The sequence below is a fragment of the Stenotrophomonas sp. YJH_SMC_123 genome, from assembly GCF_059368215.1.
Map to the genome: position 1 here is coordinate 691,527 of NZ_JCAFRM010000001.1, position 20,819 is coordinate 712,345.

Sequence of the window (20,819 nt, forward strand, 5' to 3'; positions counted from 1 at the left end):
CGGTTATCAGCACATGAGCACCCACGCAGACAGCAAGCCCTGGACCGTTCCCGCCCTGGCCGAGGCCAAGCGCAATGGCCAGAAGCTGGTCATGTTGACCGCCTACGACGCCGGCTTCGCCCGCACCTTCGATGCCAACGGCGTCGATCTGATCCTGATCGGCGATTCGCTGGGCATGGTCGTGCAGGGTCATGATTCGACCCTGCCGGTGACCGTGGCCGACATGGTCTACCACACCCGGGCCGTGGCCCGCGTGCTGCAGCGTGCGCTGCTGGTGGCCGACCTGCCGTTCGGCGCCGATGCCACCCCGGAACGCGCGCTGGATGCCTCGCTGCAGCTGCTGCAGGCCGGTGCCGAGATGGTCAAGATCGAAGGTGCCGGCTTCAAGGTCGACATCATCCGCTACCTGGTCGAGCGCGAGATTCCGGTCTGCGCGCACCTCGGCCTGACCCCGCAGTCGGTGCTGCGACTGGGCGGCTTCAAGATCCAGGGCCGCGGCGATGCTGCGCGCCAGCTGGTGGAGGACGCCAGGGCCGTGGCCGCCGCAGGCGCCAGCATCATGGTGCTCGAATGCGTGCCGACCCCGGTCGCTGCCGAAGTGACCGCTGCGGTGGATGTGCCGACCATCGGCATTGGTGCTGGCCCGCAGTGCGATGGCCAGGTGCTGGTGCTGCACGATTTCCTCGGCCTGGACAGTGGCCATCGCCGTCCCAAGTTCGTCAAGGATTTCCTTGCCGAAGGTGGCTCGGTGGCCGGTGCCACCCGCGCCTTTGCCGACGCGGTGCGCGACGGCAGCTTCCCCGACGAACAGCACGCCTACGCCCAATGATCCAGACCTTCAACGAGCTCGGCGCGTTGCGCGAGCAGATCGCCCAGTGGAAGCGTGAGGGCCTGCGCGTGGCGCTGGTGCCGACCATGGGCAACCTGCATGGGGGGCACCATTCGCTGGTGACCCTGGCCCGCCAGTACGCCGACAAGGTGGTGGCGAGCATCTTCGTCAATCCGACCCAGTTCGGCCCCAACGAGGATTTCAGTCGCTACCCGCGCACGCCCGAGGCCGACGTGGCCGGGCTGGAGCAGGTCGGCTGCGATGCCGTGTGGCTGCCCAGCGTGGAGACGATGTATCCGCTGGGCGTGGACAGGACCACGCGCATGCACGCGCCGGGTGTCAGTGAAGTGCTGGAAGGCGCCAGCCGCCCGGGGCACTTCGATGGCGTCTGCACGGTGGTGGCGCGCCTGTTCCTGCAGGTGCAGCCGGACGTGGCCGTGTTCGGCCGCAAGGACTACCAGCAGCTTGCCGTGATCAGGCAGATGGTGGCCGAGCTGTCGTTCCCGATCCAGATCGTCGGTGCTGAGATCGTGCGCGACGAGGATGGCCTGGCCAAGAGTTCGCGCAACCAGTACCTGAGCGACGAACAGCGCCCGGTCGCGACCACCATCCACCGCACCCTGCTGGGCATGCGCGAGGGCTACGTGGCGGGGCAGGCACGTGATCGCATCGAAGCCGACGCCACGGCCGCATTGCAGGCAGCCGGGTTCCAGGTCGACTACGCGGTGCTGCGCACCCCGGAGCTGGCCGAGCCGACCTTCGACGGCGGTGGCCGCGTGGCGCTGATTGCCGCGCGCCTGGGAACCACCCGGTTGATCGACAACCTGGAGTTCTGAGTTCCGGCGGCGCCGCGCGATGCATGGGGTCAGATCCCTTTTCCAGGGGAAAAGGGTTCTGACCCCGGTTTCACCGCCTACCTGAACAGGTTGCCGGCCGTGATGCCCCGCGCTGCGCGGGTGCTAGAATCCGCTCTTTCCTTTGCCGTTGCAGCGCCCCCATGCACCTGTCCCTGCTCAAGACCAAGATCCATCGCGCCACCGTCACCCATTCCGAGCTGAACTACGAAGGCTCGATCGCCATCGATGACAACCTGCTGGCTGCCACCGGCATCCGCGAGTTCGAGCAGGTGCACATCTGGGACGTGACCAATGGTGCGCGTTTCTCGACCTATGCCATCCGCGCCGAAGCCGGCAGCGGCGTTGTCTCGCTCAACGGTGGCGCTGCGCGCCACGTGCAGGTCGGTGACATCATCATCATCGCCGCGTTCGCCAGCATGACCGAGCAGGAAGCTGACAGCTTCAGGCCGAAGCTGGTGTACGTTGATGGCAACAACCAGATCACCCACACCAACGACACGATCCCGACCCAGGCCGCATGACAACGAACAACGGATTCGACTCGCTGCATTCCCACGCCCAGCGCCTGAAGGGCGCAAGCATTCCCAGCCTGCTCGCCGCCGAACCCGGCCGTGTACAGGAGCTGGCGCTGCGGGTCGGTCCGTTGTACGTCAATTTCGCCCGGCAGAAATACGATGCCGCGGCGTTGCAGGCGCTGTTGGCGCTGGCTGCCGAGCGTGATGTCGGCGGTGCCATCACGCGCCTGTTCCGCGGCGAACAGGTCAACCTGACCGAAGGGCGCGCCGCGCTGCATACCGCGCTGCGCGGCGATGTGGTCGATGCGCCGGTGGCGGCCGAGGCCTATGCCACCGCGCGCGGGATCCGCCAGCGCATGGGCGTGCTGGTGCGCGCGCTGGAAGACAGTGGCGTGACCGATGTGGTCAGCGTCGGCATCGGTGGTTCCGACCTTGGCCCGCGCCTGGTCGCCGACGCGCTGCGTCCGGTCAGCGGTGCGCGCCTGCGCGTGCATTTCGTCTCGAACGTGGACGGCGCCGCCATGCAGCGCACGCTGGCCACGCTGGATCCGGCCAAGACCGCCGGCATCCTCATCTCCAAGACCTTCGGTACGCAGGAAACGCTGCTCAACGGCCAGATCCTGCACGACTGGCTGGGCGGCAGCGAGCGCCTGTATGCAGTCAGCGCCAATCCGGATCGCGCCGCCAAGGCCTTCGCGATCGCCGCCGATCGCGTACTGCCGATGTGGGACTGGGTGGGTGGCCGCTATTCGCTGTGGTCGGCGGTCGGTTTCCCGATCGCGTTGGCGATCGGCTTCGAGCGCTTTGAGCAGCTGCTGGAAGGCGCCGCACAGATGGATGCGCATGCGCTGGATGCACCGCTGGAGCGCAACCTGCCGGTGCTGCATGGCCTGACCGACATCTGGAACCGCAACCTGCTGGGCCATGCCACGCATGCGGTGATGACCTACGACCAGCGTCTGGCGCTGCTGCCGGCCTACCTGCAGCAGCTGGTGATGGAAAGCCTGGGCAAGCGCGTGCAGCGTGATGGTGCGCCGGTCACCACCGACACCGTGCCGGTGTGGTGGGGTGGGGCAGGCACCGATGTGCAGCACAGCTTCTTCCAGGCGCTGCACCAGGGCACCAGCGTCGTTCCGGCCGACTTCATCGGCTGTGTGCACAACGATGATCCCTACACGATCAATCACCAGGCCCTGCTGGCCAACCTGTTGGCACAGACCGAGGCGCTGGCCAATGGCCAGAGCAGCGACGATCCGCACCGTGATTACCCGGGCGGGCGGCCGAGCACGCTGATCCTGCTCGACGCGCTCACGCCGCAGGCACTGGGTGCGCTGATCGCCATGTACGAACACGCCGTGTACGTGCAGTCGGTGATCTGGAACATCAACGCGTTCGACCAGTTCGGTGTCGAGCTCGGCAAGCAACTGGCCAGTGGCCTGCTGCCGGCGCTGCAGGGCGAGGATGTGGCGGTTGCCGATCCGATGACCCGCGAGATCCTGGCGCAGCTGAAGCGCTGATGCTCTGGTAGTGCCGGCCGCTGGCCGGCATCCAGGTGATGCTTCAATCGTTCATGAGGTTGCCGGCCAGCGGCCGGCACTACCGCGTCACCGGCTCGGGTCGCGCTCCGGGCTTGGCCGCTTGGCCAGTTTGCGCTGCAGCGAGCGCCGGTGCATGCCGAGCAGGCGCGCGGCCGCTGACACATTGCCGCCGGTCTCGTGCATCGCCTGCTGGATGTGTTCCCACTGCAGGCGGCTGATCGGCGTCATCGCATCGGGCACTTCCATTTCGCCATCGTCGGCCGGGCCGTCGTCTTCCTCGCCGAGGGCGCGCAGGATCATCGGCACCGTGGCCGGCTTCGGCAGGTAATCATCCGCACCCAGCTTGATCGCCTCCACCGCGGTGGCGATGCTGGCGTAGCCGGTCACCAGCAGGATCCGCATGTCCGCGCGCAGCGCGCGCAGCGGCTGGATCAGTGCCAGGCCGGAATCGCTGCCCAGCTTCAGGTCGATCAGCGCGAACGCCGGTGGATGCTGCCGGGCCAGCGCCAGCGCACTGGCGGCGTCCTGTGCGGTCTGCGTTTCAAGCCCCTTGCGGGCCAGGCTGCGTTGCAGGGTACGCAGGTACAGCTCGTCGTCGTCGACCAGCAGGCCCAGGGTGGAATGGTGAAGGCTCATGGGGTGTCCTCGCGTGGGGCCAGCGGCAGGCGGAAGCCGACGCGGCTGCCGGCCCCCTGGGCCGGGCGCATCCACATCTCGCCGTCGAGGCGTTCGATGGTGGCATGGGACAGGGCCAGGCCGACGCCCATGCCCTCGCTCTTGCTGCTGCCGAACAGCTTGCCCGGCAGCACGGCGGCACGGGCGTCGAAGCCATGGCCGTAGTCGCGGACTTCGCCGATCAGGTCGTCGCCTTCGATGCGCAGGTCCAGGTCCACGCGTGGCCGGCCGGCTTTCTCGCCGGCATCGGCGGCGTTGTTGAGCAGGACCATCAGCAGATGGCCTACGCCCGGGTCCAGCGGCAGCCGCAGCGGCGCATCATCGTTGCGGTGCAGGTCGATGGTCGGCCGCACCAGGCGCCATTGCTCAAGCACCTGCTGTGCGCTGGAATGGCTGCGGCCCGGTGCGTCGGCCGAGGCCGGAGCAGCCAGCGCCAGCACGCGCTCCCGGCACTGCACCAGCAGCTCGCGCAGGGTTTCCATGTCCTCGCGCACTTCCGGCTCTTCGCTGCGCTCGGCCACATCGTCGGCGAGCAGGGTCATGGTCGCCAGCGGCGTGTTCAGTTCATGCGCCACCGAGGCGGCATGGGTGGCCAGCGCGACGATGCCCTCGTTGCGGGCGAAGCGCTCGCGCAGTGCCGACAGTTCCAGTTCGCGCTCCCGCAGGGCCAGCGCCAGCCGGGTGGAGAAGGCCAGTACCACCGCGGCGGAGATCAGGAAGTTGGCGACCACGCCCCAGCGATTCAGGTCCTGCGCGCGGAAATAACCGTCCGGCAATGGCTGGCCGAAGATGCCGCTGGCGGCGTAGCCGAGCAGGCAGGCCAGTGCGACCGCCAATGCCCAGCGCAGGGGCAGGGCGAACGCGGCCAGCGCGATCAGGATCAGGAACAGCGAGCTGAACGGGTTGGCCATGCCGCCGCTCCAGCCGACCATCCAGGTCAGGATGATCACGTCCACCAGGATGTGGCCGAACGCGGTCAGCGGTGCGGTGTCAGCCGCGTCCGGACGCAACTGGGTATAGATGTTGAACAGGGCCAGCACCGCCACGCCGGCCCATAGCGGCAGCTGCGGCAACGGCAGGCCCAGCACCCAGGTGGCAACCAGGATGGTGGCGGCCTGGCCGCCTACGGCAAGCCAGCGCAGGCTGCACAGGGTACGGAGAAACGGGGCGTCGGGACCGGTCATTCATGCTCATCGTATGCGTTCACGGGCGGCTGTGCCTGCGACAATCGGCCGCAGCCGTGCCACCGGCTGAATGCGAGTCACCCGGAATGCGGGGGCGGGCGGTAGAATGCGCCTATGCACGACGCCGTCACCCGCCCGACTCCTCCCTCCGATGCCACCTCCTGGCCCCGTCGCCAGACCCATGCCGTGCAGATCGGCGGGGTCACCGTAGGCGGAGGCAAGCCGGTCGTGGTGCAGTCGATGACCAACACCGACACGTCCGACGTGGCCTCCAGCGTGAAGCAGGTGGCCGAGCTGTGGCGGGCCGGTTCGGAAATGGTGCGTTTGACCGTCAATACCGTGGAAGCCGCTGCGGCGATCCCGCGCATCGTCGACAAGCTGGCGATGATGGGCATCGACGTGCCGCTGATCGGTGATTTCCACTACAACGGCCACCAGCTGCTGACCGCCGAGCCGGCATGTGCCGAAGCGCTGGCCAAGTACCGCATCAATCCGGGCAACGTCGGCTTCGGCAAGAAGAAGGATCTGCAGTTCGCCCAGTTGATCGAGTTCGCGATCCGCTACAACAAGCCGGTGCGCATCGGTGCCAACTGGGGCTCGCTGGACCAGGCCCTGGCGGCGAAGTTGATGGACGAGAACAACCTGCGCGAGCAGCCCTGGGATGCCGGTCGCGTGCTGCGCGAGGCGCTGATCCGTTCGGCGCTGGATTCGGCCGAGCAGGCGGTGGAGCTCGGCCTGCCGCGCGATCGCATCGTGCTGTCGGCCAAGGTCAGTGGCGTGCAGGAGCTGATCGCGGTGTACCGCGACCTGGCCCAGCGCTCCGATTTTGCCCTGCACCTGGGCCTGACCGAGGCCGGTATCGGCAGCAAGGGCATCGTCGCCTCGTCGGCGGCGCTGGGCGTGCTGCTGCAGGAAGGCATCGGTGACACCATCCGCATCTCGCTGACCCCGGAACCGGGCCAGTCGCGCACGCAGGAAGTGATCGTCGCCCAGGAACTGCTGCAGACCACCGGCCAGCGTGCCTTCACGCCGCTGGTCACGGCTTGTCCGGGCTGCGGCCGCACCACCTCCGAGTTCTTCCAGGAACTGGCCAAGGTGGTGCAGAACCACGTGCGCGAGAAGATGCCGCTGTGGAAGATCCACCATCCGGGTGCGGAGAACATGACCCTGGCGGTGATGGGCTGCATCGTCAATGGGCCGGGTGAGTCGCGGCACGCCAACATCGGTATTTCCCTGCCGGGCACCGGCGAAACCCCGGCCGCGCCCGTGTTCGTCGATGGCGAGAAGAAGGTGACCCTGCGTGGCGAGAACATCGCCCAGGAGTTCGTCGCCCTGATCGACGATTACGTCGAACACAAATATGTCCGAAGCGCCGGATAAGCCTGCGATCCTCGCTGCGCCGGAGTCCGCCTCCGGTTTCCGCCACTGGATGGCGCACAATGCCTGGCGCCTGGTGCTGCTGTTCGGTGGCGTGCTGCTGCCGTTGGCGGGTTTCGTCGCCCTGGCCGACGAAGTGCACGAGTTTGAATCGTTCCATTTCGATGCGCCGCTGCTGTGGCAGATGCATGGCCTGCACTCACCGCTGCTGGACCGCTTCTTCGTGCTCATTTCCAGGCTGGGCTACGAATGGTTCCTGATTCCCGCCGACGTGCTGATCATCGGCGTGCTGCTGGGCTACCGGCGTTGGCGTGAGGCCACGTTCGTGGCGGTCAGCTTCGTCGGCTCGGCGCTGCTGAACATGGGCAGCAAGCATTTCTTCCAGCGCCAGCGCCCCAGCCTGTGGGAATCGATCGCGCCGGAATCGACGTTCAGCTTTCCCAGCGGCCACGCGATGGGCTCGATGACCCTGGCCGTGACCCTGGTGCTGCTGGCCTGGAACACCCGCTGGCGCTGGCCGGTGCTGCTGCTGGCGCCCGCGTTCAGCCTGCTGGTCAGCGTCTCCCGGGTCTATCTGGGCGTGCATTACCCCTCCGATATCCTGGCCGGATGGTGTGCCGCGCTGGTTTGGGTGGTAGGGTGCTATCTGGTCATGTTCAGTCGCCGGCATCCTTGGCGACGTCAGGATTCGCCGCCAGCGACGGCCAGCGAAGCATCATCACAGGGGGATTGACGTGGATGGCCCCTCCGGGGCGTCTACGTAATAGATCAGTTGTTTCGTTGCAGCAGGTTCTGCAAGACAGGGGGCAAGCACAACGCGCGGTACTGTGATGCGCAAGGCAGAATGCCCGGGTCGCATCTCGAACGCGCTTGCAGGGGTATCGGCGCCCTGCCTAGCTTGACCTGCAATGGCCGCATTCGAAGAGGTACGTGAATGACGATTCGAGTCTACCTGGTGGATGACCACGCACTGGTCCGCACCGGGATGAAGATGATCCTGTCGGGGGAGACCGACATCGAGGTGGTGGGCGAAGCCGAGACCGGCGAAGATGCGCTGCGCGACGTCCGCCAGCTGCTGCCGGACGTGGTGCTGTGCGACCTGCACCTGCCCGGCGTGAGTGGCATGGAGGTGACCGAGCGCATCGTCCGCAGCCATCGCAACACCCGCGTGGTGATCGTGTCGGTGCTGGAAGACGGTCCGCTGCCGAAGCGCTTGCTGGAAGCCGGGGCTGCGGGCTACATCGGCAAGGGCTGCGATGCACAGGAGCTGCTGCGTGCGGTGCGCGATGTGGCCATGGGCCGTCGCTACCTGGGCACCAGCATCGCGCAGAACCTGGCCTTGTCGACCGTTGAAGGCAACGGCTCTCCATTCGACAGCCTGTCGCCGCGCGAGCTGGAAGTGGCGTTGCTGCTGACCCAGGGCCTGCGCCAGGAAGACATCGCGCGGCGCCTGAGCCTGAGTGCGAAGACGGTGAACACGCACAAGGCGCGGCTGTTCGAGAAGATGGGGATCCACGACAACATCGCGCTGGCGCGCATGGCCAGCCAGTACGGGCTGGTGGATCCGGCACGGCCGCTGTAAGGGATTCGGCCAACGGCTGAGCCCTCCGCAGGGCCACCGACAGGTTCCGTGCGCCGTCACTGCCGATAGGGGAAATGTAGAGCCGAGCCTATGCTCGGCTGCTTTCCGGCCTGCGGGCGCGGAGCCGAGCATGGGCTCGGCTCTACAGCTGTGTCGGGCTCAGTGGCCGCGTACGCGCTTGATGATCTTCGCGGCGTCGGCGGCGCTGGCGCGCACCTTGTCCCACTGACCGTCGGCGATCCAGCTGCCCGGCACCATCCACGAACCGCCGATGCAGACCACGTTCTTCTGCTCGAGGTACTCGGCGGCGGTGTTTTCGGTGATGCCGCCGGTCGGGCACAGCTTGAGGTCGGCAACCGGGCCGGCCAGACCCTTGATCATCGCCAGCCCCCCCACGGCGGTGGCAGGGAACAGCTTGCACACGCGGAAGCCGCGCGCATACAGCGACAGCAGTTCGGTCGGCGTGGCCGCACCCGGCACTACCGGCAGCGGTGCCGCCGCCAGCGCATCGGCCAGCGCCGGTGGCGTACCCGGGGTCACCAGGAAGTCCGCGCCCGCATCGATCGACTGCTGCATCTGCTCCACGGTCAGCACCGTGCCGGCGCCCACCACCACGTCCGGCAGCTCGCGCTTGAGCATCGCCAATGCTTCCATCGCCACTGGCGTACGCAGCGTCAACTCGATCGCCGGCAGGCCACCTTCCAGCAACGCCGCACTGACCGCACGCGCCTGGTCCAGCGTATGAATCGTCACCACCGGCAGGATGCCCGCCGCACGCAACAGCTCCGCCGCCTTCACCTGATGTTGTTCGATACCCATGCTTTTGCCCTTGCCTTTGCTCTTCTTGATTCAGTGGCCGCAGCGCAAATGACGCGCCGGGAATTGTCCAGGGCGCTCTACTGCCCAGGCCGGGAAGCCTGCCGCGGCTTTTCGCTTCAGGCGTCTTTTGCCTCATGCGGCGCCGCCGCCGCTGCGGCATCGTGCCCCAGCTCGTACTCCGCGTCGTATTCCCACGGCCCGCCATCGGCCGCCGCCGGCCCGCACGAAATCGAAATCGCACCCTGATCGGCCGGCCCCACCACGCGTCGGTTGATCGCGAACAGGTTGCGGCCCAGGTCATGCGCGGCAGGCGCCGTGTTCGGGGCCAGCGGACGCGCGGCCCACTCGGCCGCGTCCACCAGCACTTCCAGCGTGCCGGCCTCACCATCGAGGCGGATCATGTCGCCTTCGCGGACCTTGGCCAGCGGACCACCGCGTGCCGCTTCCGGCGTCACATGGATCGCCGCCGGAATCTTGCCCGAGGCACCGGACAGGCGGCCGTCGGTGACCAGTGCCACGCGCCGGCCCTGGTTCTGCAGCAGCCCCAGCAGCGGCGCCAGCGAATGCAGTTCCGGCATGCCGTTGGCACGCGGGCCCTGGTAACGCACCACCGCCACGAAGTGCTCGGGCAGCAGGCCGCCGGCATGCAGCTTGTTCAGCACCTGCGGCGCATCGACAACCACGGCCGGTGCTTCGATCGTGCGGTACTGCGGCTTCACCGCCGACAGCTTGATCAGCGACTTGCCCAGGTTGCCGCGCAGCAGGCGCAGGCCGCCCTGGTGCTCGAACGGATTGTCGACGCCACGCACCACTTCGTCATCGGCGCTGTGTTGCAGGCCCGGCAGGTAGACCAGCTGGCCGTCGCGCAGCTGCGGTTCGCGTGCGTAGTCGGCCATGCCGCCGCGCGCCACGCTGACCAGATCGCCGTGCATCAGGCCCGCCTTGATCAGCTCGCCGAACACGAACGCCGGGCCGCCAGCGGCCGCGAAGCGGTTCACGTCGGCCTCGCCGTTCGGATAGACGCGGGCCAGCAGCGGAATCAGCTGCGACAGTTCGTCGAAGTCGTCCCAGGTCAGCACGATGCCGGCCGCACGCGCCACCGCGATCCAGTGGATGGTGTGGTTGGTCGAACCGCCGGTGGCCATCAGCGCGATGACCGCGTTGATGATCGCGCGCTCGTCGATGATCCGGCCCAGCGGACGGAAGTCGTCGCCCAGTGCGGTGATGTCCAGTGCACGTTCGGTGGCTTCGCGGGTGAGGGCGTCGCGCAGCGGCGTGCCCGGATTGACGAACGATGCGCCCGGCAGCTGCACGCCCATCGCTTCCAGCAGCACCTGGTTGGAATTGGCGGTGCCGTAGAAGGTGCAGGTGCCGGCGCCGTGGTACGAGGCGGACTCGGCTTCCAGCAGCTCTTCGCGGGTGGCTTCGCCGGCGGCATAGCGCTCGCGCACTTCCGCCTTCTGCTTGTTCGGGATGCCCGGGGTCATCGGGCCGGCCGGCACGAACACCGCCGGCAGGTGGCCGAAGGCCAGCGCGCCGATCAGCAGGCCCGGCACGATCTTGTCGCACACGCCGAGGTAGACGGTGGTATCAAACATGTCATGGCTGAGGCCGATCGCAGTGGCCTGGGCGATCACATCGCGCGAGAACAGCGACAGTTCCATGCCGCCGCGGCCCTGGGTGACGCCGTCGCACATCGCCGGCACGCCGCCGGCCACCTGCGCGGTGGCACCCAGCCCGCGGGCGATCTCGCGGATCTGCTCGGGATAGGTCTCGAACGGCTGGTGCGCCGAGAGCATGTCGTTGTAGGCGGTGATGATGCCCAGGTTTGGCGTCACGCCGCCGCGCAGGCGGCTCTTGTCGGTACCGCCACAGGCGGCGAATCCATGGGCGAGGTTGCCGCAGCTCAGGCGGCTGCGGAACGGGCCTTCGCGCAGGGAGGCGTTGATCGCGGCCAGGTAGGCGGCACGCGAGGCGGCGCTGCGGCGGATGACACGCTCAGTGATGGCTTGCAATTGCGGATGGAGGCTCATTGGCTACCGGCGTTCAAGGTGGCGAGAGGCAAGCGGCGCCAGGGCGCCGCCGCCGACATCAATCAGCCCAGTGGACGCGCAGGCGCGCGCCTTCCAGGTTGATCGCGTTGAGGATCGGATACTGCTGGGCGTCGTTGCTGTCCAACGCTTGGCGCAGCACCTGCAGCTTCTGCTTGCCGCGCAGCAGCAGCAGGCGCTGTCGGCACTGGCGCAGCCCATGCGGGGTCAGCGTGATGCGCAGCGGCCACTGGTTCGCGCCCGGGCAGCCGGTGGCATCCAGCGCGGCATAGGGCAGGGTGCTTTCCAGTGCGCGGGCGAGGTCCTTCGAGCCCGGGAACAGCGAGGCGGTGTGGCCGTCGTTGCCCATGCCCAGTGCCACCAGGCTCGGCGGCTGGCTGTGCTGTGCCTGCAGGTTGGCGGTGTACACGCATTCGGGCAGGGGCTTGCCGATCCGCACCAGTGGATCGAAATGCGCACCCTCGGCGCGTTTCAGCAGGTGCTCGCGCACCAGCCAGGCATTGCTGTCGCGATCCTGCGGCGACAGCCAGCGCTCGTCGGCCAGGCTCACTTCCACCCGGTCCCAGTGCACGTCCAACTCGGCCAGCGCCTGGTAGACCGGCGCCGGTGTAGTGCCGCCAGACAGCAGGATGCGGGCGCGGCCCACTTCGTTGATGTCGTGGTTGAGGGTGTGCGCCATCTCGGCGGCAACGGCTTCGATCCAGCCATCGGCATCGCCATGGTTGATGAACTCGATGCGGTCGTCGTGGAAGGTGGTGGGGCTCATGCGGCAACTCCAGGTGCGTCACGTTCGGCGTCGGCGGCATAGGCGGCGGCGCCCAGCAGTCCGGCGTGGGGATGCATCACCGCCAACGAGGGCACGCGCGCCATGATGGAAGAGAACCGGCCCTTGTGCTCGAAGCGCTGGCGGAAACCGGAGTGCTGCAGCGAATCGAGCATCTTCGGGGTCAGCCCGCCGGTGAGGAACACGCCGTCCCAGGCGCCCTGGGTCAGCACCAGATCGCCAGCAATGGCGCCGAACACGGCGCAGAACACATCCACGGTGCGCATCGCCTGCGGATCGCCGTGCAGGGCGCGGGCGGTCACGTCCACCGGCTGCAGCTGGCCCGGATCGATGCCGGCCATCTCGCACACGGCGCGATGGATGTTGACCAGGCCGGGGCCGCAGATCAGGCGCTCGTTGGAGACGCGGCCGAACTGCTCGGACAGGATCTCCAGGATACGGATCTCTTCCGGGGTTCCCGGCGGGAAGCTGACATGGCCGCCTTCGGTTTCCAGCGGATAGCAACGGCCGTGGCGCATGATCAGGCCGCCGACGCCGAGCCCGGTACCGGGCCCGATCACCGCGTAGTTGCGTGGCTGGCCGGGCTTGCCCGGTACCCAGGCAGCCCCACCGACCTGGACCACGTCATCGGGCTGCAGCAGCGAAATCGCCATCGCCTGTGCGGCGAAGTCGTTGATCAGGTGCAGTTCGTCGAACCCGAGCATGGCAGCGGTGCGGCTGCGCGAGATTACCCACGGATGGTTGGTGATGCGTGCTTCGTCACCATCCACGCGACCGGCCACGGCGAACACGCCGCGGCTTGCCGTGGCGCCGATCTGTTCCAGATGGTGGCGCGCGGCATCACCCAGCGACGGGAACTCCGCCACCGCGTACTCGCGGATGCTGTCCTTCTGCAGCGGTGCGTCCAGCGAGGTGTCGGCCAGGGCGAAGCGCGCGTTGGTGCCACCGATGTCGGCGACCAGCACTGGCTGCGAGCTGGCACTCATGCCGACGCTCCGCTGTCGGGCGCGTCCAGGTCCTGCGGCAGGAACCCGCCCGCATTGCCCGGGCCCCATTGGCCGGCGGGGTAGGGCTCCAGCGGCAGCTTGGCGTCCTTCCAGGCGTCGGCGACGCTGTCGATCCAGGCCCAGGCCGCACGCACTTCGTCATCGCGCACGAACAGCGTGTGGTTGCCGTTGAAGGCATCCAGGAACAAGCGTTCGTAAGCGATACGGCGGTGCAGGCCGGTCGGCACCGACAGTTCCAGCTCCAGCGGATGCAGCTCCAGCGCGCCCCATTCCGGGCCTGCCAGGCTGCTCATCAGGCCCAGTTCGATGTTTTCCTGCGGCTGCAGCTGGAACACCAGGCGGTTCGGTGCGGCCTGCGCGCGCTGCGGGCGCTCGAACAGCCAGTGGGTGACCGGCTTCAGCGTGACCACCACGCGGGTGGTGCGCTCGGGCAGGCGCTTGCCGGTGACCAGGTGGAACGGCACGCCGCTCCAGCGCCAGTTGTCGATATGCGCGGTGACACCGGCGAAGGTTTCCACGTCGCTGCCTTCCGGCGGCTGGTAGGCCTGTGCCGGCTGGCCATTGATGGTGCCGGCGGTGTAGCGGCCACGGATGCTGTCACGCGCGGCGTGCCTGGCATCGAGCGGGCGCAGGGCGCGCAGCACCTTGACCTTCTCGTCGCGGATGCGATCGGCTTCCAGCGATGCCGGCGGTTCCATCGCCACCATGCACAGCAGCTGCAGGATGTGGCTCTGCACCATGTCGCGCAGCGCGCCGGAGCGGGCGTAATAGGCATCGCGGCCATCCACGCCTTCGCTTTCGGCCACCAGGATGTGCACCGATTCGATGTAGTTGCGGTTCCACACCGCTTCCAGCAGCGTGTTGCCGAAGCGCAGTGCGATCAGGTTCTGCACCGCGGCCTTGCCCAGGTAGTGGTCGAGGCGGAACACGCGGTCCTCATCGATCCACTGGCCGATGGTGCTGATGATTTCCTCGGCGCTCTCGCTGTCGCTGCCGATCGGCTTTTCCAGCATCAGGCGTGCCGGCGCGGCGAGGGCGCCGCCCTTGGCCAGGCCTTCGCAGGTGGAGATGTACAGGCCCGGCGGGATGGCGAGGTAGCTGACGCACTTGCGGTGCACGAGGTCGGCGACCGCGGCGGCAACCGAGTCGACGTCGCGCAGGTCCACAGAGCGGTAGTCGATGCGACGCAGCAGGGCGCTGATGTCGTCCTGCGTGGCCATCGGCATGGCCTGCTGCAGGCGCGGCCGCAGGATGTCATGGAAGGCTTCGGTGTCATGCCCGGACAGGGCCAGCGCACGGATGCGGAAGTCCTCCGGCAGCAGGCCGTCGCCAAGCAGGCGAAGCAGCGAAGGGAACAGGTAGCGCTGGGCCAGATCACCTGTGGCACCGAACAGGAAGAGGGTGTCGTGCATCGCTCGAGTTTCAGATCCGGGTGACATCGTTGTCAATCGCTTCATGGCTGGGTTCGGGGGACATCCGCGCAACTGCCTGTCCGAGGTTCGTCAGGGGCGTTCTCCGGGGTGCCGGAAGACCGTTCCATTCGAAACCACTGCCTCGGCGGAACCTTCGTTCAACCGCCGACGCAGATCGGTGCGCACCGATCATCGGATAGTGCCACGTGAAAACGTTTACATGGCAGAATGGGCAACTGTATTCGATTGCAGTGCTCGCCGTCATGCGGCAAGCGCGCAATCATCACTGCCATCGGGAGGGCCGAGGCAGTCCCAAAAGACAGCCCGGCTTCGGGCGGACCGGATAGGTGATATGGCAAAAGTGCAGTTGCAGGGTGTGCGCAAGGTCTATGACAACGGCCAGGTCGCGGTGAAGGACGCCAGCTTCGAGGTCGCCGATGGCGAGCTGATGGTGCTGGTCGGCCCGTCCGGCTGTGGCAAGTCGACCCTGCTGCGGATGGTGGCTGGCCTGGAGGAGATCAGCGGCGGCACGCTGACCATCGGTGATCGCGTGGTCAACGACGTGGCGCCGAAGGATCGCGACATCGCGATGGTGTTCCAGAGTTATGCGCTGTACCCGCACATGACCGTGGCCGAGAACCTGGCCTTTGGCCTGAAGCTGCGCGGTCACGACAAGGCGACCATCGACAAGCGCATCGCCGAGGCGGCGCAGACGCTGGGCCTGACCGAGATGATGGACAAGCTGCCCAAGGCGATGTCCGGTGGCCAGCGCCAGCGTGTCGCGCTGGGCCGTGCGCTGGTGCGCGAGCCGGCGGTGTTCCTGCTCGACGAACCGCTGTCCAACCTGGATGCCAAGCTGCGCCACAGCGTGCGTACCGAGATCGCGCAGCTGCACCGCAAGCTGGGCACCACCATGATCTACGTGACGCACGACCAGGTCGAAGCGATGACCCTGGGCCAGCGCATCGTGGTGCTGAAGGATGGCGTCATCCAGCAGATCGATACGCCGATGGCGCTGTACGATCGCCCCGCCAACCTGTTCGTGGCCGGCTTCCTCGGCAGCCCGGCGATGAACGTGCTGCGCGGTACGCTGCAGGGCGATGCCGGTGGCGTGACCGTGGTCGATGGTGAGTGGCGTGCACCGCTGGGCCAGGCCACCATCGATCCGGCCTGGCTGCAGAAGCCGATCGCGGTGGGCGTGCGTCCGGAGCACCTGCAGCCGGCGGCCGCCGACGATGCGCATGCGTTCGTCGCACGCATTGAAGGCATCGAACCGGTCGGTAACGAGATCTTCGTCAACCTGAGCAGTGGCCAGCACGCGCTGACCATGCGCGTGGCGCCGCAGGCGCTGCCCGAGGTGGGCGAGCAGATCCGCGTGGCGATCCACCCGCAGGGCCTGCATTTCTTCAATCCGGAAACCGGCGCGCGCCTGTAAGGGGTAGTGCCGGCCGCTGGCCGGCAACCTCAACCCTGCATGGTTGCCGGCCAGCGGCCGGCACTACCATTCCTGCACCCACCCGTGCAGGTCCCCGCCTGCTTCAGCGGGCCAGGCCATCCAGCAACGGCACGCGCTGCGCAATGGCATCGCCCACCTGCAGGTCAGCGTCGCTGGCCTCCAGTGGCAGTACCGCCAGTGCCAGGTCGCCGGCCACGCTGGCAATCGTGCCCAGCCCCGCGCCATCCTGCTGCACGCCATCGCCGGCCTGTGCCGGTGCTGCGGTATGCAGCAACTGCACCGCACGCTTGGCCTTGCCGAGGAAGTGGGTGCGGGCGACGATTTCCTGGCCGGGATAGCAGCCCTTCTTCACGCTGTAGCCGTTCAGGCGGTCCAGGCCCAGCTGTTGGGGGGTCCACACTTCGCGCTGGCCTTCTTCCAGCCGCGGCAGGCCGTAGCGCAGGTCGGCCTGGCGCCAGGCCAGGGCGAAAGCGGCCTCATCGGCTTCATTGCCGGCCGCGAACGCGTCGGCGCTGCCAACGCGCAGGGTGCGCGGCAGGGCATCGCTGCCCAGGTCCAGCTCCCAGCCGTCGCCTGCGGTCTGCGCAATCGCCGCGCCGCTGGCGGCCTCGGGCGCGGTGAACGCGCCAGCCGCCGCCAGATCGCTGCGCACCTGCACCTTCACCTTGCGGCGGAACACGAAGCGCTGCAGTTGCGACGCAATCGCATCGGCATCGCCGTCAGCCAGCACCAGCATCACGTGCTCGTCGGCCAGCCGAAGCAGCTGGAACACCGCCAGGGTACGGCCCTTGGCGCTCAGCCAGGCACTCCACTGCCAGTGCTGCAGGGGCAGGGCGGTGACATCGCTGCTGAACTGCGCGTGGGCAAAGACAGCCGCATCCGGGCCCTGCAGGCTCAGCAGCTGGTGGCCGGGCAGGCGCGGATATCCGACGAAAGCAGGGGGCAGGTTGTCAGGCACGTGAACGAGGTCTAAAATTTGTGCGTTGCGAGACCGAACATGATAGGCCAAACAACCCCCACTCCCGACGACGAATCTGAAGCCCCGCTGGTCCCCGCGGCACCCGTGCCCGTGGAACAGGAAAAAGCGGAAGAATTCGGCGGCCGCGGCGGACTTGATCCGGTGCGGTATGGCGATTGGGAGAAAAACGGACGCTGCATCGATTTCTGATCAGCATTGAGCCAACGCGGCCGTGTGCCGCCCAGCCGAGACAACGAGCCCAGCGAATGGCGACCAGACAACGCCCACTTTCCCCGCACCTTCAGGTGTATCGCTGGCAGATTCAGATGGCCACCTCGATCCTGCATCGAGCCACTGGCGTCTTTCTGTCTGTTGGTGCCCTCATCATCGCCGCCGGCCTGCTGGCCCTGATGATGGGGCCCGAGTCCTGGAACTGCTTCACCGGCCATGCCGGGGCCTGGTATGGCCGCGTGTTCCTGTTCGCGTGGACATGGTCGTTCGCCTATCACCTGTGCAATGGCATCCGCCACGTCGTGCAGGACTTCGCCATCGGCTTCAGCATCCCCGCCTTCATCCGCAGCAGCTGGCTGTCGGTCATCGGCAGCTTGGTGATCACCCTGCTGGTGTGGGCCTATGTGATGTTCGGAGGTGCCGCGTGAGCAAGTTCCGTACCCCGTTGAAGAACGTGCGCGGCCTTGGCTCGGCCAAGACCGGCACCGAGCACTTCGTGCACCAGCGCCTGACCGCCGCCGCACTGGTGGTGCTGGGCATCTGGTTCCTGGTCTTCGTGCTGGGCCTGCTGGGCTCGGACTACGCCACCGCCGCCGCCGCCGTGGCCAAGCCGTGGAACGCGGTGCCGCTGATCGGCCTGCTGATCGCGATGTTCTGGCACGCGCAGCTCGGCATGCAGGTCGTGCTGGAAGACTACATCCACGAATCGCTGCTGGCCCTGGTGCTGCAGACCGCGGTGAAGTTCGTCGCCGTGCTCGGCATGATCGTCAGTGTGTTTGCGGTGGGCCGCATCGCCCTCGGCGTTGCCTGAGCCCAGGCACCTACACAGGAATCCAGATTAGATGTCCGCTTACAAGATCACCGAACACAAGTACGACATGGTCGTGGTCGGCGCCGGCGGTGCCGGCCTGCGCGCCACGTTCGGCCTGGCCGCCAAGGGCCTGCAGACCGTGTGCCTGACCAAGGTCTTCCCGACCCGTTCTCACACCGTTGCCGCCCAGGGCGGTATCTCGGCCGCGCTCGGCAACATGGGCGAGGACGACTGGCGCTACCACTTCTTCGACACCATCAAGGGGTCGGACTGGCTGGGCGACCAGGACGCCATCGAGTACATGTGCCGTGAGGCCATCCCGGCCATCATCGAGCTCGAACATTACGGCGTGCCGTTCTCGCGCACCGCCGAAGGCAAGATCTACCAGCGTCCGTTCGGTGGCATGACCACCAAGTATGGCGAAGGCCCGGCGGCACAGCGTACCTGCGCGGCGGCCGACCGTACCGGCCACGCGATGCTGCACACGCTGTACCAGCAGTCGCTGAAGCACGACGCGCGCTTCATGATCGAGTACTTCGCGCTCGACCTGATCTTCGACGAGGAAGGCGCCTGCCGCGGCGTGCTGGCCCTGGACATGTCCGACGGCACCCTGCACCTGTTCCGCGCCCAGGGCGTGGTACTGGCCACCGGCGGCTACGGCCGTGCCTACTTCAGCGCCACCTCGGCGCACACCTGCACCGGCGACGGTGGCGGCCTGGCCATGCGTGCCGGCATCGCCATGCAGGACATGGAGTTCGTGCAGTTCCACCCGACCGGCATCTACGGCGCCGGCTGCCTGATCACCGAGGGTGTCCGCGGTGAAGGTGGCATCCTGCGCAACAGCAGCGGCGAGCGCTTCATGGAGCGTTACGCGCCGCACTACAAGGACCTGGCCTCGCGCGACGTGGTCAGCCGTTCGATGACCATCGAGATCCGCGAAGGCCGCGGCGTCGGCGAGCACAAGGACCACATCCTGCTCGACCTGACCCACCTCGGCCCGGGCGTGATCGACGAGAAGCTGCCGGGCATCGCCGAGAGCGCCCGCATCTTCGCCGGCGTCGACGTGCACAAGCAGCCGATTCCGGTCATCCCGACCGTGCACTACAACATGGGCGGCATCCCGACCAATTACCACGGCGAAGTGGTGCAGAAGGTCGGCGACAACGACAATGCCGTGGTGCCGGGCCTGTACGCCATCGGCGAAGCGGCCTGCGTGTCCGTGCACGGCGCCAACCGCCTGGGCTCGAACTCGCTGCTGGACCTGGTGGTGTTCGGCCGTGCCGTGGCCAACCGCTGCGCCGAGACCATCAAGCCGGGCGCTGCGCACAAGCCGCTGCCGGCCGATGCCTGCGACAAGGCGCTGGGCCTGCTGGACAAGCTGCGCCACGCCAACGGCGATACCCCGACTTCGGTCATCCGCGATCGCATGCAGCGCACCATGCAGGCCGACGCGGCGGTCTTCCGCACCAGCCAGACGCTGAAGGAAGGCTGCGAGAAGATGGACAAGATCTTCGACTCGTTCCAGGACGTGAAGGTCTCCGACCGTTCGCTGGTGTGGAACTCGGACCTGATCGAGACCTACGAGCTGAACAACCTGCTGCTCAATGCGGTGGCGACGATCAACTCGGCCGAACAGCGCAAGGAAAGCCGCGGCGCGCATGCGCACGAGGACTTCCCGGACCGCGACGACGTCAACTGGCAGAAGCACACCCTGGTCAGCGTCGACGAGAAGGGCAAGTGCAGCTTCGACTACCGTCCGGTGCACATGTACACGTTGACCGACGACGTGTCCGTGGTGCCGCCGAAGCCGCGCGTGTACTGATCCGACCCCGCCTACCATGCAATCCGCGCCCACGGGCGCGGGCCGCCTGAGCCAACGAGAGCAGCCATGGCCGAGTTTTCACTCCCCAAGAATTCCAAGATCACGAAGGGCAAGCATTTCCCCGTCAAGAACGGCGGCAAGAATGTGCGCACCTTCAAGATCTACCGCTGGAGTCCGGACGACGACAGCAACCCGCGCACCGATACCTATGAAGTCGATCTGGACGCCTGTGGCCCGATGGTCCTGGACGCCCTGATCAAGATCAAGAACGAGATCGACCCGACCCTGACCTTCCGCCGCTCGTGCCGCGAAGGTATCTGTGGTTCGTGCGCCATGAACATCGACGGCACCAACACCCTGGCCTGCACCCGAGCCATCTCGGACTGCGGCAAGAAGGAAGTGCCGATCTACCCGCTGCCGCACATGAACGTGGTCAAGGACCTGGTTCCGGACCTGACCCACTTCTACGCGCAGTACGCGTCGATCAAGCCGTGGATCCGCACCCAGACCCCGGCACCGCCGGACCGCGAGCGCCTGCAGTCGCCGGAAGACCGCAAGAAGCTGGACGGCCTGTACGAGTGCATCCTGTGCGCCTGCTGCTCGACCAGCTGCCCGAGCTACTGGTGGAACGGCGAGCGTTACCTGGGCCCGGCGATCCTGCTGCAGGCCTACCGCTGGATCATCGACTCGCGCGATGAGGACACCGGTGCGCGCCTGGACGATCTGGAAGATCCGTTCAAGCTGTACCGCTGCCACACCATCATGAACTGCGCCCGGACCTGCCCGAAGGGCCTGAACCCGGCACTGGCGATCGCCGAGATCAAGAAGCTGATGATGGAACGCCGCGCCTGATACACGGCGCAGGGTAGTTGCATGACCCCAGTAGAGCCACGCCATGCGTGGCTTTGCTG

21 protein-coding genes are annotated in these 20,819 nt (G+C 67.2%); 13 read left to right on the forward strand and 8 right to left on the reverse strand.

Annotation, left to right across the window (positions count from 1 at the left end):
* The first annotated feature begins 13 nt into the window (after positions 1 to 13).
* The 4 genes from panB (at position 14) to pgi (ending at position 3,718) form a co-directional block, all read left to right on the forward strand.
* On the forward strand, positions 14 to 829 hold the full coding sequence (panB, locus tag AC5P5W_RS03265) for a 3-methyl-2-oxobutanoate hydroxymethyltransferase (RefSeq protein WP_014646749.1): 816 nt from the start codon (positions 14 to 16) through the stop codon (positions 827 to 829).
* Positions 826 to 1,665, forward strand: a complete 840-nt coding sequence (gene panC, locus AC5P5W_RS03270; RefSeq protein ID WP_014646750.1) for a pantoate--beta-alanine ligase — start codon at positions 826 to 828, stop codon at positions 1,663 to 1,665. The genes panB and panC overlap by 4 nt, the downstream gene beginning before the upstream one ends.
* Positions 1,666 to 1,826: 161 nt before the next feature.
* Positions 1,827 to 2,207 (forward strand): aspartate 1-decarboxylase, encoded by a 381-nt coding sequence (gene panD, locus AC5P5W_RS03275; protein ID WP_014646751.1) that lies wholly within the window; start codon positions 1,827 to 1,829, stop codon positions 2,205 to 2,207.
* A complete protein-coding gene (gene pgi, locus AC5P5W_RS03280; RefSeq protein ID WP_049406249.1) occupies positions 2,204 to 3,718 on the forward strand; it encodes a glucose-6-phosphate isomerase in 1,515 nt (504 codons plus the stop codon). The genes panD and pgi overlap by 4 nt, the downstream gene beginning before the upstream one ends.
* An 87-nt stretch (positions 3,719 to 3,805) precedes the next feature.
* On the opposite strand, the gene AC5P5W_RS03285 is transcribed toward pgi, so the two are convergent.
* Positions 3,806 to 4,375, reverse strand: coding sequence for a response regulator transcription factor (locus AC5P5W_RS03285; protein ID WP_012510702.1), 570 nt, complete (start codon positions 4,373 to 4,375; stop codon positions 3,806 to 3,808).
* The gene (locus AC5P5W_RS03290) at positions 4,372 to 5,598 is read right to left on the reverse strand and encodes an ATP-binding protein (RefSeq protein ID WP_032960817.1); all 1,227 of its coding nucleotides are present in this window, start codon (positions 5,596 to 5,598) and stop codon (positions 4,372 to 4,374) included. The genes AC5P5W_RS03285 and AC5P5W_RS03290 overlap by 4 nt, the downstream gene beginning before the upstream one ends.
* A gap of 114 nt (positions 5,599 to 5,712) precedes the next feature.
* On the opposite strand from AC5P5W_RS03290, the gene ispG reads away from it, so the two are divergent.
* The 3 genes from ispG to AC5P5W_RS03305 all read left to right on the forward strand — a co-directional run bounded on the left by ispG (position 5,713) and on the right by AC5P5W_RS03305 (position 8,557).
* Positions 5,713 to 6,978, forward strand: a complete 1,266-nt coding sequence (gene ispG / locus AC5P5W_RS03295) for a flavodoxin-dependent (E)-4-hydroxy-3-methylbut-2-enyl-diphosphate synthase (RefSeq protein ID WP_041863307.1) — start codon at positions 5,713 to 5,715, stop codon at positions 6,976 to 6,978.
* Entirely contained in the window at positions 6,959 to 7,708 is a 750-nt protein-coding gene (locus tag AC5P5W_RS03300) for a phosphatase PAP2 family protein (protein WP_032958602.1), read from the forward strand. The genes ispG and AC5P5W_RS03300 overlap by 20 nt, the downstream gene beginning before the upstream one ends.
* A gap of 201 nt (positions 7,709 to 7,909) precedes the next feature.
* Positions 7,910 to 8,557, forward strand: a complete 648-nt coding sequence (locus tag AC5P5W_RS03305) for a response regulator (RefSeq protein ID WP_005416124.1) — start codon at positions 7,910 to 7,912, stop codon at positions 8,555 to 8,557.
* A 159-nt stretch (positions 8,558 to 8,716) separates the two neighbouring features.
* Here AC5P5W_RS03305 and AC5P5W_RS03310 read toward each other — a convergent pair whose 3' ends face one another.
* The 5 genes from AC5P5W_RS03310 to zwf all read right to left on the reverse strand — a co-directional run bounded on the left by AC5P5W_RS03310 (position 8,717) and on the right by zwf (position 14,630).
* Positions 8,717 to 9,376: a bifunctional 4-hydroxy-2-oxoglutarate aldolase/2-dehydro-3-deoxy-phosphogluconate aldolase gene (locus tag AC5P5W_RS03310; RefSeq protein WP_014646757.1), complete on the reverse strand. Its 660-nt coding sequence runs from the start codon at positions 9,374 to 9,376 to the stop codon at positions 8,717 to 8,719.
* 116 nt (positions 9,377 to 9,492) lie between these two features.
* The gene (gene edd / locus AC5P5W_RS03315) at positions 9,493 to 11,409 is read right to left on the reverse strand and encodes a phosphogluconate dehydratase (protein WP_197575386.1); all 1,917 of its coding nucleotides are present in this window, start codon (positions 11,407 to 11,409) and stop codon (positions 9,493 to 9,495) included.
* 58 nt (positions 11,410 to 11,467) lie between these two features.
* A complete protein-coding gene (gene pgl / locus AC5P5W_RS03320; protein ID WP_014646759.1) occupies positions 11,468 to 12,193 on the reverse strand; it encodes a 6-phosphogluconolactonase in 726 nt (241 codons plus the stop codon).
* Positions 12,190 to 13,197, reverse strand: a complete 1,008-nt coding sequence (glk, locus tag AC5P5W_RS03325; RefSeq protein WP_014646760.1) for a glucokinase — start codon at positions 13,195 to 13,197, stop codon at positions 12,190 to 12,192. Before glk ends, pgl begins: the two co-directional genes overlap by 4 nt.
* Positions 13,194 to 14,630 (reverse strand): glucose-6-phosphate dehydrogenase, encoded by a 1,437-nt coding sequence (gene zwf, locus AC5P5W_RS03330; RefSeq protein WP_014646761.1) that lies wholly within the window; start codon positions 14,628 to 14,630, stop codon positions 13,194 to 13,196. The genes glk and zwf overlap by 4 nt, the downstream gene beginning before the upstream one ends.
* Positions 14,631 to 14,982: 352 nt before the next feature.
* On the opposite strand from zwf, the gene AC5P5W_RS03335 reads away from it, so the two are divergent.
* The gene (locus AC5P5W_RS03335) at positions 14,983 to 16,065 is read left to right on the forward strand and encodes an ABC transporter ATP-binding protein (protein WP_014646762.1); all 1,083 of its coding nucleotides are present in this window, start codon (positions 14,983 to 14,985) and stop codon (positions 16,063 to 16,065) included.
* A 103-nt stretch (positions 16,066 to 16,168) separates the two neighbouring features.
* On the opposite strand, the gene ygfZ is transcribed toward AC5P5W_RS03335, so the two are convergent.
* Entirely contained in the window at positions 16,169 to 17,044 is an 876-nt protein-coding gene (gene ygfZ, locus AC5P5W_RS03340) for a CAF17-like 4Fe-4S cluster assembly/insertion protein YgfZ (RefSeq protein ID WP_197575498.1), read from the reverse strand.
* Between the two features lie 39 nt (positions 17,045 to 17,083).
* Between ygfZ and AC5P5W_RS03345 the strand changes: the two genes are divergently transcribed.
* From AC5P5W_RS03345 to AC5P5W_RS03365, 5 genes are all read left to right on the forward strand, one after another.
* Entirely contained in the window at positions 17,084 to 17,254 is a 171-nt protein-coding gene (locus tag AC5P5W_RS03345) for a DUF1674 domain-containing protein (RefSeq protein ID WP_005409075.1), read from the forward strand.
* 56 nt (positions 17,255 to 17,310) lie between these two features.
* Complete coding sequence (gene sdhC / locus AC5P5W_RS03350; protein ID WP_024958620.1) at positions 17,311 to 17,703, forward strand: succinate dehydrogenase, cytochrome b556 subunit; 393 nt, start codon at positions 17,311 to 17,313, stop codon at positions 17,701 to 17,703.
* A complete protein-coding gene (sdhD, locus tag AC5P5W_RS03355) occupies positions 17,700 to 18,086 on the forward strand; it encodes a succinate dehydrogenase, hydrophobic membrane anchor protein (protein WP_005409077.1) in 387 nt (128 codons plus the stop codon). The genes sdhC and sdhD overlap by 4 nt, the downstream gene beginning before the upstream one ends.
* Before the next feature lie 31 nt (positions 18,087 to 18,117).
* Positions 18,118 to 19,908 (forward strand): succinate dehydrogenase flavoprotein subunit, encoded by a 1,791-nt coding sequence (gene sdhA, locus AC5P5W_RS03360; RefSeq protein WP_014646765.1) that lies wholly within the window; start codon positions 18,118 to 18,120, stop codon positions 19,906 to 19,908.
* 66 nt (positions 19,909 to 19,974) lie between these two features.
* Positions 19,975 to 20,760, forward strand: a complete 786-nt coding sequence (locus AC5P5W_RS03365; RefSeq protein WP_005409079.1) for a succinate dehydrogenase iron-sulfur subunit — start codon at positions 19,975 to 19,977, stop codon at positions 20,758 to 20,760.
* Positions 20,761 to 20,819 lie beyond the last annotated feature (59 nt).

Excerpts from the sequence above, each read along its gene's own strand:
- panB (WP_014646749.1), top strand. The coding sequence starts at position 14 with ATGAGCACCCACGCAGACAGCAAGCCCTGGACCGTTCCCGCCCTGGCC.
- panC (WP_014646750.1), top strand. The coding sequence starts at position 826 with ATGATCCAGACCTTCAACGAGCTCGGCGCGTTGCGCGAGCAGATCGCC.
- panD (WP_014646751.1), top strand. The coding sequence starts at position 1,827 with ATGCACCTGTCCCTGCTCAAGACCAAGATCCATCGCGCCACCGTCACC.
- pgi (WP_049406249.1), top strand. The coding sequence starts at position 2,204 with ATGACAACGAACAACGGATTCGACTCGCTGCATTCCCACGCCCAGCGC.
- AC5P5W_RS03285 (WP_012510702.1), bottom strand. The coding sequence starts at position 4,375 with ATGAGCCTTCACCATTCCACCCTGGGCCTGCTGGTCGACGACGACGAG.
- AC5P5W_RS03290 (WP_032960817.1), bottom strand. The coding sequence starts at position 5,598 with ATGACCGGTCCCGACGCCCCGTTTCTCCGTACCCTGTGCAGCCTGCGC.
- ispG (WP_041863307.1), top strand. The coding sequence starts at position 5,713 with ATGCACGACGCCGTCACCCGCCCGACTCCTCCCTCCGATGCCACCTCC.
- AC5P5W_RS03300 (WP_032958602.1), top strand. The coding sequence starts at position 6,959 with ATGTCCGAAGCGCCGGATAAGCCTGCGATCCTCGCTGCGCCGGAGTCC.
- AC5P5W_RS03305 (WP_005416124.1), top strand. The coding sequence starts at position 7,910 with ATGACGATTCGAGTCTACCTGGTGGATGACCACGCACTGGTCCGCACC.
- AC5P5W_RS03310 (WP_014646757.1), bottom strand. The coding sequence starts at position 9,376 with ATGGGTATCGAACAACATCAGGTGAAGGCGGCGGAGCTGTTGCGTGCG.
- edd (WP_197575386.1), bottom strand. The coding sequence starts at position 11,409 with ATGAGCCTCCATCCGCAATTGCAAGCCATCACTGAGCGTGTCATCCGC.
- pgl (WP_014646759.1), bottom strand. The coding sequence starts at position 12,193 with ATGAGCCCCACCACCTTCCACGACGACCGCATCGAGTTCATCAACCAT.
- glk (WP_014646760.1), bottom strand. The coding sequence starts at position 13,197 with ATGAGTGCCAGCTCGCAGCCAGTGCTGGTCGCCGACATCGGTGGCACC.
- zwf (WP_014646761.1), bottom strand. The coding sequence starts at position 14,630 with ATGCACGACACCCTCTTCCTGTTCGGTGCCACAGGTGATCTGGCCCAG.
- AC5P5W_RS03335 (WP_014646762.1), top strand. The coding sequence starts at position 14,983 with ATGGCAAAAGTGCAGTTGCAGGGTGTGCGCAAGGTCTATGACAACGGC.
- AC5P5W_RS03345 (WP_005409075.1), top strand. The coding sequence starts at position 17,084 with ATGATAGGCCAAACAACCCCCACTCCCGACGACGAATCTGAAGCCCCG.
- sdhC (WP_024958620.1), top strand. The coding sequence starts at position 17,311 with ATGGCGACCAGACAACGCCCACTTTCCCCGCACCTTCAGGTGTATCGC.
- sdhA (WP_014646765.1), top strand. The coding sequence starts at position 18,118 with ATGTCCGCTTACAAGATCACCGAACACAAGTACGACATGGTCGTGGTC.
- AC5P5W_RS03365 (WP_005409079.1), top strand. The coding sequence starts at position 19,975 with ATGGCCGAGTTTTCACTCCCCAAGAATTCCAAGATCACGAAGGGCAAG.